Here is a 12,757-nt window from a genome sequence, read left to right on the forward strand (position 1 = left end):
TAATTATTTCTTAATGAATAATTAACATCAAGTCTTTAATATTGGTCTGAAAAATATTAAATTTAAAGATCTAAAATCTTATTATTTTGAGCGACCAATTTCCCGTCCTTAATCGCGAGCTTAGCTGGCTGCAATTTAACGAACGTGTGCTTCAGGAGGCCGCAGACGATACCGTACCTTTGTTGGAAAGATTGCGTTTTCTGGCTATCTACTCCTCCAACTTATCTGAGTTTTACAGCGTTCGCGTAGCCATTCTTCACCGTATGGTGGAAAATGAGCTGAAGAACAAAAAAATAGGATTTAAACCTAAAAAAGTGCTGAAACAAATTCAGCACAGCGTTTTGAAACTGGACAAGAAGTTTGATTACCTTTTTGATCAGGTGTTAATGAAACGTCTGGAAGAAGAAAATATCAATATTCTGGAAGCGGACGATCTGCGGGATGATCAGCGCGAATATCTGCACACCTATTTCCAGGAAGAAATCCTGAAATATCTGATCCCGATCTGGGTCAATGATCAGTTCTTTCCCAATATCAATGGCAGAAGTCTACATTTTATAGTAAAACTATCCCATAAGGATCAGGAAAGGATTTCTATTATAGAAATGCCTAAAAATGTGATCAGCCGTTTTCATCATGTACCTAACAGTGCCGGACAACATGAGATTATTCTTCTGGATGAAATCATCATGATGTTTCTGGAAGATATCTATACGGCAGTGGAATTTGATGAAATATCCGGTTACCGCTTTCAGATTACCCGCGATTCAGAGTTGGATCTGGACGTAGACCGCAGTGATAAATTTCTGGAAGTATTAAAAAAGAGTCTGATTGACAGACAGACAGGAAAAGTCATCCGGCTGGAGTATGATGCCAATATGCCCCCTTCGTTATTGAGTTATCTGGACAATCAACTGGAAGTAGACGATGACGGGTTTATTCCTATGAATCGTTATATGATCTTCAGCGATTTTATTAATTTTCCCATAGGAAACCGTTCGGATCTGGCTTATGAGCCGGTAGCAGCATTACCTGTATCGGGATTGGATATTAACAGGAGTCTTTTCAAACCGATAAAGAAGAGAGACTATCTTATCCATTTGCCTTACCAATCCTATGACTATGTTTTGCATTTCATACGGGAGTCGGCTATTGACCCTACTGTAGAAGAGATCAATATCACTTTATACCGGGTGGCGAACAATTCTAATATTATGAATGCACTTATCATCGCAGCCAAAAACGGGAAGCGCGTCAATGCATTTTTAGAAGTGAAGGCCCGATTTGATGAAAAAGCAAATATCTACTGGCTCACGAAACTGGAAGAGGCAGGAGTGAATGTTTTCTTAGGAAATGTCAATATTAAGCTTCATGCCAAATCATGTCTGGTATTCAGACGTGAAGGTAAAAGAAGAGTAGCCTATACGTACTTGTCTACCGGTAATTTTAACGAAAAGACAGCCAGAATATATTGTGATATCGGATTGTTTACGGCTAACAAGCTTATTACACGGGATCTCAAACGCCTGTTTACAGGGTTAAAGAAAAGTGTATACCATGACAATTATAAGTCACTGATCACTGCACCTCTGGCTATGCGGGATATCTTCTATAGAAAGGTCGATCAGCTCATTAAATTAAGTCAGCAAGGTATAAAAGTCTCCCTGATACTGAAGATGAACAGTCTTACGGATGAAGATATTATTCAGCGTCTTTATCAGGCAAATAATGCCGGTGTAAAGATCAATCTTATTATTCGCGGAATGTGCTGTCTGATCCCGGGAAAAGAAGGTTTCAGTGAGCATATCCATGTGACCAGTATTGTTGACCGTTATCTGGAACATGCACGGGTATGGATCTTTGATTACGGTGATACGAAAGAGATCTATCTTTCTTCAGCAGATCTGATGACACGCAACCTGAACAGGAGAGTGGAGATTGCCTTCCCGATTGAAAATGAAGACCTGATAGCCGAAGTATATGATCTGATCAAGATTCAGCTGGCCGATAATACGAAGGCAAGGATTATCGATGCCCAACAGAAAAACAGATATAAACGGAGCCCGGTAAATGCCTCTAACCGTGCTCAGGTGGATACTTATAATTATTTAAAAAATAAAATCGAAATTTTGTGAGATACGCAGCAATAGATATTGGGTCCAATGCTGTCCGGTTACTGATAGCCGACATTGACCAAACCAAAGAAGAAATATCGTTTATCAAAAATACCTTGTTGCGTGTACCCCTGCGCTTAGGCGATGATGCTTTTATCCAACATCATATTTCTGATGTAAAATTTAAGGATATGGTCAGTACAATGACCGCATTCAAAAATCTGATGGATGTATACAGAGTGACTGATTATATGGCATGCGCGACTTCAGCGATGCGGGATGCCGGAAATGGAAAGGAAGTCGTGAAGGCATGTAAAAAAGCCGGAGTGGATATCCAGATCATAGATGGCAGTCTGGAAGCAGAGATCATCTATAACAGTCACCTGGAGCAGGATATGGACAAGGATAAAGTGTATCTGTATATTGATGTAGGTGGTGGTAGTACGGAATTGTCTTTGTTCGCTAATTCCAGGCTGGTCGCTTCCCGTTCGTTTAATCTGGGGACTATCCGTATTCTGGATAATCAGGATCAACCGGAGACATGGGACGAACTGAAAGATTGGGTGAAGACACATACACAGATGTATAAGCAAGTGTATGGTATCGGAACAGGTGGTAACATCAATAAGTTGTCCAGACTGGCCAATGCAAAAGAAGATAAACCTATGTCTTATTCTAAGTTAAAGGCGATCTATAATCATCTTACTTCTTATTCGCTTAAAGACAGGATCAATGTATTGGGATTGAAACAGGATCGTGCAGATGTTATTATCCCTGCAGCAGAGATTTTCCTTACGATTATGAAGATCGGACATTTGAAAACTATTGTAGCTCCCAGGGTCGGTCTAGTTGATGGAATTATCCAGACATTAATCCGCAGGAATTTGAAAAATAACAATTAACATCCTATTAAAAGATGATTTTTAGGTTGCAGGTTCCGAAAAAAGGATTATTTTTGCAACTCAAGATGCCCAGGTGGCGAAATTGGTAGACGCACCATCTTGAGGGGGTGGCGCCTGAATGGGCGTGGCAGTTCGAATCTGCTCCTGGGCACTTCAGCAGCTAGATCTTTAAATCAAAGATCTGGCTGCTTTTTTATGGTTCACTTTTCGGAGAAGGAAAAGTATGTGTATAAGCTTATTTAAGAATATTGCCAGAAACCGGCTATTACTTCATCAGTTACTTTGTTTTTATACAGATATAGCGCTCCGTACATAAAGACATAATCAGATTCTTCAGCATATCCTTCTTCTTCTATCTGTAAAAAGAAGGAATAATTATCCTTTTCCAACTGTTCATAATAATGACTTTTGGGTTGGATAAGTCGAGGCTCTCCTCCGGCTTTTAGAAATAAAAAATCACTTTCGTTTACTACAGCATACTTACTTATGGAATAGATCCCAAGCGAGGAAATAACCTTATCTGTTCTGTCTCCAATTTCCGAGTGCTCATGTTCTATAACCTGCACAGCTATGTTGGGATAAATATTGTTTTCTAAAAGCACATCAAAATCACTATGTATGAGTATAGAAAGCATTTTATCTGGTTTTTCCGGATGATGGATAACAGCATAAAATTTATAATCATCAGGAATACTGTTTTCAATTATTTCAGGAGGTTTACCCCCTATTCTTGCATATAGATTGTTGTCATATATCAAACAAGATGCATAGAGTTCTTTCATACTGGTTATGATATCTTTTAATCTGATTTAGAGCTTTGTTGAGTATAGTAGCTGAAATAAAGCATTATCTCTTTATTTTTTGTACATAATGCACTCCAAATTCCTATCCTAATTTAATGAATTTAAGTAGTTTTTTTGGAAAGATTAATCTTCACTAATTCGTTGTTTAGATATGTACTTTATTTTGCGTAATTTTTGTAGAATATAATATTCGGCAGGGGGAGTTAGTTACGTCATGTCAAAAAACAAAAGGATGTTATGAAACAGAATATTTATGATGATAGTGGATTCTTTGATGAGTATGGAAAAATGCCACGTTCTAAAGAGGGGTTGCATGCCGCTGGAGAATGGCATGTTTTAAAAACGATGTTTCCTGATTTTGAGCATAAAAATGTGCTTGATCTGGGCTGCGGATATGGCTGGCATTGCATATATGCTATGCAGCAGGGAGCAAGCCATGTAATTGGAGTCGATCTCTCTGCAAAGATGATCCGTAAGGCAAAAGAGAATTCTGCAGGACTAGATATTGATTACCGGCAGATGGCTATTGAAGATGTTAATTTTGCAACGGAAGAGTTTGATATAGTAATCAGTTCACTGGCTCTTCATTATATAAAGGACCTGGAGAACGTCTTTCAGAAAGTGAATCATTTTTTGAAAAGAGGGGGGAGCTTTATCTTTTCTATGGAACATCCGATATTCACAGCAAGAGCGGAGCAGGATTGGTATAAGAATGAACAAGGTACACGCTTGCACTGGCCTGTGGATCATTACCAGCAGGAAGGCAGAAGAAATGCAATGTTCCTGGGACATGACGTCATCAAGTATCACCGAACCATGGAGACTTTGTTAAATGGAGTTATTGCAGCTGGATTTACGATTAACCGAATAGCAGAACCGAAGCCTTCAGATGTGGTGTTAGAAGAATTTCCTGAGATGAAGGATGAATCCAGAAGACCTGTTTTTATTCTTATTTCTGCGACAAAGAATTAAAGGGATTGAGAATTTTTGTGAATAAAGGTTGGTGTGAGGAAAGAGCTTATATAACAGGCAGTCCTCAAATACTGCCTGTTAATTTAAAGTTTATTTGCTTTGACCGTGATCTCTGCAATATCCAGGACCTGAATCTCGGCTTCTTTATCTTTTATTTTGACACCATCCCGAAGCATGGTCATACAGAATGGGCAGGCCGCTGCTACTATCTGCGCTTCAGAAGCAATTACATCTTCTATTCTTTCAATATTAATATCTTTATTTCCCGGTTCGGGTTCTTTAAACATCTGGGCTCCGCCTGCACCACAGCAAAGACCATTGCTACGACATCTTTTGAGTTCCACAAGTTGGCTGTCCAATACTTCCAAAACCTTGCGCGGGGCTTCATACACCTCATTTGCTCTTCCCAGATAACAAGGATCATGATAGGTAATCTTCTTTCCCTTAAACTCATGTCCGTCGCTTGGTTTTAACTTTCCTTCATCAATCAGAGACTGAATCAGCTGGGTGTGATGTATGACTTCGTAGTTACCTCCTAATTGTGGATATTCATTTTTAATGGTATTGAAACAGTGCGGACAGGCCGTTACGATTTTTTTTATTTCATAGGCATCCAGTACCTGAATATTGGTCATGGCCTGCATCTGAAAAAGAAACTCATTTCCTGCGCGTTTGGCCGGATCTCCTGTACAACTTTCTTCAGTCCCCAGAATGGCATATTTAAGTCCCACATGATGCAGAATCTTACATATATCTCTGGTGATACGTTGCGCCCGTTCATCAAAACTTCCTGCACAGCCTACCCAAAATAATATCTCGGGAGCTTCGCCTTTGCCGGCCAATTCGGCTACAGTAGGTATGTGTAATTGCTCTTCCATAGTTGTTGAATGATTTATTGATTCGCCCAGTTTGCTCTGTCAGCCTGTGCATATTTCCAGGGAGCACCATTGTTTTCCAGATTACCAAACATAGCATTGATACTGGAGGGAGCCTGAGATTCTTCCATGACAGCATACTGTCTGAGCCCCATGATGATCTCCAATGGGTTGATATTAACCGGACATTGTTCTACACAAGCATTACAGCTTGTACACGCCCATATTTCTTCTCTGCTTATATACGTATCAAGCAGTGATTTATTATCTTCTACAGCGCTTCCGTTCTTGTCTATATTCTTACCCACTTCTTCCAAACGGTCTCTTGTATCCATCATAATTTTTCGTGGGGAAAGCAGTTTACCAGTCATATTTGCCGGACATGCTGATGTACAGCGTCCACACTCCGTACAGGTATATGCGTCCAAGAGATTCTTCCATGTGAGATCCTGTACATCTTTGACTCCGAATCTGGAAATTCCATCAGTAACCGGAGGAGTAAACGAGGGATCAAGCATAGCTTTGACTTCGTTGGTTACAGAAACCATATTTTCAAACTTGCCTTTAGGTTCCAGCTTGCTGAAATACGTATTCGGGAAAGCCAGTATGATATGCAGATGCTTTGATATAGGTAAATAATTCAGGAACAACAGTACACCTATAATATGAAACCACCAACAACCTCTTTCAATAGCTATCAGCGCAGAAGGATTATCCGGAAGTATACCCATTAACCAGGAACTAACCGGAAATGAGCCTGCCTGGTGATAGTGGCTTACACCTGCCAGTTGAAGCTTGTGGTCTGCTGCATTCATAAAAAGAAAGGCTGCCATCAGCAGTATCTCTGTAATAAGAATCAGATTAGCATCTGTCTTTGGCCAGTTATTCAGTTCCTTTTGTTGAAGGCGTTTTATTTTTAATACATTTCTGCGGATAAAAAAGATCACACAAGCTGCTAATACACTAAATGCTAATAATTCGAAAGCATAGATCAGAAAATTATAGAAACCTCCCATGAAAGAAAGAACACGATGTGTACCGAAGATACCATCGATAATAATCTCTATCATCTCGATATTTATAATACAGAATCCGGCATATACAAAGAGATGAAGCAGGGCAGGAAGGGGTTTTTTGAACATTTTCTGTTGTCCAAAAGCAACCAGTAACATAGTTTTCAACCGTTCACCCGGACGGTCAAAGCGATCTACATTTTTTCCCAAACGTATATTGCGCCATATCTTACGGGCATTGCCTGCAAAGAAAACTATAGCTGCAATAAAAAGAATACTAAAAATGATTTGACTGATCATAACTGTTCAAAATCAGGTGTAACACAAATATAAAATAAATTAAATACTATGCTTGCATAATATTTAATTTATAATGGTTAAAAATAAAAGCCAGTTGCATATATGCTTTTGCAAGCATTGAAAAAATAAAAACAAGAATATGTGAGAAATAGTTTTGAGATATGGATTTGAATCTTTAGTTTTGGATATTATTTTTAATGAGTCTAAATAAATATAACAAAGTATCGATTGGATTTTATCCTGTTCCTGGTGTTAGGAAGATACTGTTTAGGAAGACCGGATATAGTAAAGTCAAAAGATATTTTTAAGCATATGTGTCAATCCATCTTATTGAGTGAAAAAGGAACTACGCATGTAAGTCTGTGCAATAAGTGTCAAACCTTTTACATTTGGCAATCTTCATTCGTATTGACTTTCACAAGACGTCAGTTTGAGACTTTTGTAGAAACGACATTAAGTCAGGGTAACGATCATTGTTTTGTGAGTTTTCCTGATGGTGAATTCAGACTATTATTGAATACACCTTGTCCGGAGATTGTTTTCAATTTCAGAAAAGAGGAATGGGATGACTTTGTAGAGGCTCTGACAGAATCATTTTATATGCAGGAAGTATATAGTATGATCGAAAAGTCTTAAAAAATTAAGTCCTGGGCTGCGTTTTTTATCATCGTGAGTGAGTTTTACAGTATCCAGGCACAAATGTTCAGCACAGCTTCCTTACTTATACTACTGATCTGATGAGATTGTTGTTTTCTCTCTCTCTTTGCAACAATCGAATAAGCACTAGGATGAGTATTTAAGTAGGGGGGATGGCGCTGAGAAGGGTAGGTTGGTAATTGACAATAGTTCTAAACAAAAAAGACAGCTCATAAATATGAGCTGTCTTTTTATTATACGTTTTTTCGTCTTATTTTTTTGCCGGTGTTGTAGCTGCAGGAGCTGCAGTAGCAGAGATTCCCAACTTGGATTTTACCTCAGTAGTCAAATCATCACCACCTGCAAAGTAAGGAATATTAGTGCTTGAGATATCAAATACATAAGCATAACCTTTTGCTTTAGCGATATCGTTAACTGCAGTCATTACTTTTCTTTCGATCGGCTGGTATAGTTCTTCTTGTTTTTTACCTACTTCTTCCTGCGCTAAACGTTGTACTTCATTGATACGGGTTTCGATATCACGAAGTTGTGTACCTAACGTATTCAATTCTGCATCAACAGTTTCTTTGTTAGCTTCACTGCGGTTGCGCATTTTTTCATTGGCATCAGTTTGTTTCTTCTGGTATTCCGCATACATACCTTGCAATTCTTTTGTTTTGCTATCATTCAACGTTTTAAGTTGATCCTGAGCAGCTTTGAATTCTGTAGTACCGGAGATAATGTCTCCAAAATTGATATGTCCGATTTTTTGTTGAGCATTTACCAATTGAGTTGAGAAAAGCAATCCCGCTGCCAATGCTGCACTTTTTACTAAATTTTTCATTCTTTTGATTTTAATCTTTGGTCTTATTCAATTATGGGAATAAGATAATTGTTTATTTTTTAAAACTATAATACCTTTTAATTGTCCGTCGCAATGATAATAAAAAAAAATTATTTTACAAGCGCTGCGTCTGGTTTAAATCCTAATTTTGTAATGACATCATTACTTTTATCCAATTTTGGATTTGCATACAGGAATGTTACTTCATTTCCCTTATCCAATACGATATCTAATCCCTGATTAGTAGCAAGATCCTGAATGGCTTTTGCTACACGATCCTGAATAGGTTTGATCAGACGGATACGTTGCTGATAAAGCTCTCCTTCATATCCGAATTTCTGACGCTGAAATTCTTTAGCTTCTTTTTCTTTCTTAACGATCTCGTCTTCTCTACGGCGGCGCATGTCCTCGTTTAGTAATACCTGATCATTTTGATACGCTTTATACAATTTTTCAATTTCACCGTATTTGGCATCTACCTGTTCCTGCCATTGTACAGACAGGTCATCCAATTGTTTTTGTGCGGAAACATATTCCGGAATATGTTTTAGAATATATTCCGAATCCACATATGCGAAACGTTGAGCAAATGTAGCAGTCGTAGCCAACGTTAAAAAGGCGATAATAGCTATTATTTTTTTCATTTTTATCTAGATAAATCGTTAAACATTTCTCTTTGTTGTTATGGACAATATTTATTCCAAAAAGTTTAAAATTCTTTTATGTCCTCTACTAAATACATACTTAATTACTTAAGCACCCAAAAGTAATAAAAAAGGGGGAAATAAATGTTTTATTTCCCCCTTTAACAATATTTAACTATTGTATGTTATATTTTATACCGAAGCGTTTTATATGGAAAAAGTCATGATTAATGTGGCTTGCTAAAATAAGAAAAAAGGATAGAGAAATTCTTTATTCACTATAGATTACTACCACCATTTTTGTTGATTCTCGTGAAGTGTAAATGGACGTGAAAGTTCATGCTTATCTTTATGCGGTTTTAATCTGTAAATTGTGTTGCCTGGAATGTTTGCAAAATCAATTATTGAATCAGTTTGACATTTATTTGTACTCAAATACTCCCATTCTCCGGTCTTGTTGATATAGAATAAATCGTATTTATTTCCCCTTTTTACCCAAGATTCACTTCCTGTATTGATTTTGTGAAGCCTAGCGCTTATTCTGGAATACATAGCTGGATTAATTTTTGAAATATTTCCTAAAGAATCCACCATATGAACAGCGTCAGATACCTTAATCCCATCTTTACTTGGTTTTGCGAATCTGTATAACATTGGAAACCCCATGTTATTGAAAATATAACTTTTGTCCTTATTTGATTTTCCCCAATATATAGGTGTCCATTTACCATAATTAAATACACATATATAAGCAAATGAAGGTTCTAAATCACTTAATAAGGGATCTTTCCAAAAAATCGTTTTTGAGTTAGTGTGCTCATTTGTAACATCTTTCCAATGATTATGTTTAAGATGTGATAGTGCAAAGTCACTCGTGTCAACATATTTAGAAATAGAATCTTTCCATTGATTCTGCCGTTTGAACATTAATCTAAAAACTTTTGCAGGTCCTGTAATTTCTCTTCCTGAAGCTGCAATCATTTTACCGGATTCATTCAGAAAAACTTCTGTTGAATGTCCTCCGTTTTTAATTCCCCAAGCAGGAATAATATCAACCGTTGCCGGGATCCCAATAGAACGCAAAAAATAAACGCCTAAATAAGAGCCTCCAAAACAATCACCGTATCTTAAACAAGATATTTCATTAAATCCTGGTCTATTAGTTAAATACTGAGGAATGGGATTATATGTAAATAATTCGTCGATTCTATTAACAACAAATGCATAGTATAAATTATTTGTTTGCGCGTAAACCTTTTTTAAAGAATCATTTCCTGAGTAATAATATTTGTTATATTTTTCGAGATCTTTAGAAAAACGTTTTTTTAAGTCCTGACGCCAGTTATCTGGATATTCATCTAAAATTTTATATGGCAAAAGATAATTTAAAAAATTATCAAATGATACATTCTTACTCCATGGGTATTTATTCCAAACTTCAAATGTATCTTCTATTAAATTTCTAATATCATTTGTGGACAGAATAGTAATGTCAGGGGTATCATGTATCTTATAAGAAATTTTTTTAGAATCTAAAAAATCAAAAAAGGAAGTGTCATTTTCAAATTTTCTAAAATCAAGATTAATTTTATTGTTGTTTTCTTGGTCATAAAAAGTAATTGTTTCACTTTTTAAATCAGTCATATTTTCTTTTAAAAACTGAAGTGAAATCAATTTTAAAGAATCTTTTGGGTTAGCATATTCTTTAGACAGTTTCTGCCAATTGATTTGGCCTTTAATATCATCACTATTCTGACACCCAAGTAGTAAAAATAAGACTAGAAATGGTATGAATTCATATCTGCACATGTTGAGTAATAATTTTTTATGGTTAATCAATGTTAGCATGGTGTTACACTTAATGTTGCCAACATTTAATGTCATCTTTTCAATAACTATTGTTTAATGACTCTTTGTTACTGACTGATTTGACTTGAATAGTTATATGTTATTAATTTTGCTCATTAAAAATTTTATATGTCTTTTATACTTTATTATTTCAGTATTTTCAATTTTTGGCTGACTTTCTAATATATCCGCTGCTAATTTTTTAAACTCTGGAAATCTGTTTTCTGTGTAGAGAGTGATAGCCCTCAAATATTTCGGTCTTAAAAGATGAGGAATTGCTTTTTCAACCACTACATAGTAATATCTGGCTTTTTCATAGTTTCCAATTTTTTCATAACAATTCCCCAAACTATAGTAATATTCCTTTCTAAAATTATTTTTAGTGGCCTGTGTTAAAAAAACTATAGCTTTATTGTAATCTGTTTTATCCATATAATATTTAGAAATTTCGAAAAGAAATTCGCTATTACTTTCTAATATACCTGTGTACTTTAAAAATTCGGATTCTGTCATTCCATTTTTCTTGGATAAAGCCCAGGATGAATATGCTTTAGATAAAGTGAAGCAATAAATAATAAGTATTGTAGCTACTAACGTTAGTAATGATAGTACAGGATATCTGGAAAGGTTTAATAAATACTTATTGGAATAGTTACTCGAAACTATAGCTACCAGCCCCCAGAAAATTGTATTGATAGGTTGAGTTTGCAAAGGATAGGAGGTCATTCCCGAAGAAAGAATGATCAACATACTACAGGGAAGAATAATATCTGAACGGATCCATTTATTCTTTGTCTTCGCCGAATAATTAAAATAGTACTTAAAATATAAATATATGATAATGGAAAAAAATATTATTCCAAAAATTCCCTTTTCACTGAAAATCTGTAAAAAATCGTTGAATGCAAATACAGAATCAGAAGCAAGAAATTTGTATTCTTTAGGTAAATCAGGGTTATTTAAAAAGTACTCTCCTTGAAAAAGTGAATAATTAGCTCCAAACATGCCATTACCTACTCCAAGAAAAAGATTCTGCTTTACTATTTCCAATGAAGTTTTCCATATTAGAATCCTTCCGTCAGCAGATTCTGGTCTAAGGGTGTAAAGCCATTGAAATAAAAAGATGAATAAGAAACTACAAATTATAAAAACAGCAATCTTAATAAATCTGTTTATCTGAATAGGGCTAATTTTAGCCCTTACGTAATAATTGATAATAAATCCAACGCAAATAATAATACCGATCCAGGAGGATCTGGAGTCTAAATTATAAAGTATGAAAAGGAGTAATATTAATAGTACTGATATACTCGCTGCTTTTTTAATACTTACATTTTTAAAATAATCCAATGCAATAATAAGGAGGCAACCCACACAGATGGCTAATAATATAGCGAATGGGGCCGGATTGAAAAACATTCCTGTAATTGAATAATGATGATAAGTGGGCAGATAATTAAATAACTGGAAGAATGCAATAATCAGTTGTAAAATACTAAGTACTATTATTGAATCTAAAAAGCATTTTAGTATTTGTTTGTTCTCGAATTGTGAAAACACAATTTTGCATGAGATATAGATCATCATAAATGTGAGCGAACTGAGTAAAGACAAAAGTGATATATAGTCTAAGAATATATATTGTATAATCGGAAGGATAATTAGATATAGAAAGGATAATACATCCATGACGTTTAGCCGGACTTTGCTGTTACGGTTCAGAAGTATTACAACGGAAGCAATAACACAACAGCCAATGCCTGATAGAAATAGACCAATATCCTTTGATAGTATTGCAGAAAGTGG

At 35.8% G+C, this 12,757-nt stretch carries 11 protein-coding genes and 1 tRNA gene; 5 read left to right on the top strand and 7 right to left on the bottom strand.

What is annotated here, in order from left to right; translation table 11 throughout:
- The first annotated feature begins 86 nt into the window (after nt 1–86).
- From ppk1 to I6J03_RS14360, 3 genes are all read left to right on the top strand, one after another.
- Entirely contained in the window at nt 87–2,135 is a 2,049-nt protein-coding gene (gene ppk1 / locus I6J03_RS14350) for a polyphosphate kinase 1 (protein WP_003005233.1), read from the top strand.
- Entirely contained in the window at nt 2,132–3,016 is an 885-nt protein-coding gene (locus I6J03_RS14355; protein WP_003005230.1) for a Ppx/GppA phosphatase family protein, read from the top strand. The genes ppk1 and I6J03_RS14355 overlap by 4 nt, the downstream gene beginning before the upstream one ends.
- Nucleotides 3,017–3,083: 67 nt before the next feature.
- A tRNA-Leu gene (locus tag I6J03_RS14360) sits at nt 3,084–3,167 on the top strand.
- Nucleotides 3,168–3,255: 88 nt separating this feature from the next.
- On the opposite strand, the gene I6J03_RS14365 is transcribed toward I6J03_RS14360, so the two are convergent.
- Nucleotides 3,256–3,798, bottom strand: coding sequence for a hypothetical protein (locus I6J03_RS14365; RefSeq protein WP_003005227.1), 543 nt, complete (start codon nt 3,796–3,798; stop codon nt 3,256–3,258).
- A 258-nt stretch (nt 3,799–4,056) separates the two neighbouring features.
- Between I6J03_RS14365 and I6J03_RS14370 the strand changes: the two genes are divergently transcribed.
- Nucleotides 4,057–4,791, top strand: a complete 735-nt coding sequence (locus tag I6J03_RS14370; RefSeq protein WP_201693755.1) for a class I SAM-dependent methyltransferase — start codon at nt 4,057–4,059, stop codon at nt 4,789–4,791.
- Between the two features lie 83 nt (nt 4,792–4,874).
- On the opposite strand, the gene I6J03_RS14375 is transcribed toward I6J03_RS14370, so the two are convergent.
- Both I6J03_RS14375 and I6J03_RS14380 read right to left on the bottom strand, forming a co-directional pair.
- Nucleotides 4,875–5,669 carry a (Fe-S)-binding protein gene (locus I6J03_RS14375; protein ID WP_003005219.1) on the bottom strand — a complete coding sequence of 265 codons (795 nt, stop codon included), beginning with the start codon at nt 5,667–5,669 and terminating at the stop codon, nt 4,875–4,877.
- A 14-nt stretch (nt 5,670–5,683) separates the two neighbouring features.
- Nucleotides 5,684–6,979, bottom strand: a complete 1,296-nt coding sequence (locus I6J03_RS14380; protein WP_201693757.1) for a 4Fe-4S dicluster domain-containing protein — start codon at nt 6,977–6,979, stop codon at nt 5,684–5,686.
- 312 nt (nt 6,980–7,291) lie between these two features.
- Here I6J03_RS14380 and I6J03_RS14385 point away from each other — a divergent pair, with 312 nt between their 5' ends.
- Nucleotides 7,292–7,615 (top strand): hypothetical protein, encoded by a 324-nt coding sequence (locus I6J03_RS14385; RefSeq protein WP_003005210.1) that lies wholly within the window; start codon nt 7,292–7,294, stop codon nt 7,613–7,615.
- Nucleotides 7,616–7,886: 271 nt separating this feature from the next.
- Here I6J03_RS14385 and I6J03_RS14390 read toward each other — a convergent pair whose 3' ends face one another.
- The 4 genes from I6J03_RS14390 to I6J03_RS14405 form a co-directional block, all read right to left on the bottom strand.
- Nucleotides 7,887–8,459 (bottom strand): OmpH family outer membrane protein, encoded by a 573-nt coding sequence (locus I6J03_RS14390; RefSeq protein WP_003005206.1) that lies wholly within the window; start codon nt 8,457–8,459, stop codon nt 7,887–7,889.
- A 110-nt stretch (nt 8,460–8,569) separates the two neighbouring features.
- Nucleotides 8,570–9,103: an OmpH family outer membrane protein gene (locus tag I6J03_RS14395; RefSeq protein ID WP_003005202.1), complete on the bottom strand. Its 534-nt coding sequence runs from the start codon at nt 9,101–9,103 to the stop codon at nt 8,570–8,572.
- A 288-nt stretch (nt 9,104–9,391) separates the two neighbouring features.
- Nucleotides 9,392–10,951: a hypothetical protein gene (locus I6J03_RS14400; RefSeq protein WP_157600402.1), complete on the bottom strand. Its 1,560-nt coding sequence runs from the start codon at nt 10,949–10,951 to the stop codon at nt 9,392–9,394.
- A gap of 93 nt (nt 10,952–11,044) precedes the next feature.
- Entirely contained in the window at nt 11,045–12,370 is a 1,326-nt protein-coding gene (locus I6J03_RS14405) for an O-antigen ligase family protein (protein WP_157600401.1), read from the bottom strand.
- Nucleotides 12,371–12,757: the final 387 nt, after the last annotated feature.

It is taken from the genome of Sphingobacterium spiritivorum, from assembly GCF_016724845.1.
Lineage (GTDB): Bacteria > Bacteroidota > Bacteroidia > Sphingobacteriales > Sphingobacteriaceae > Sphingobacterium > Sphingobacterium spiritivorum_A.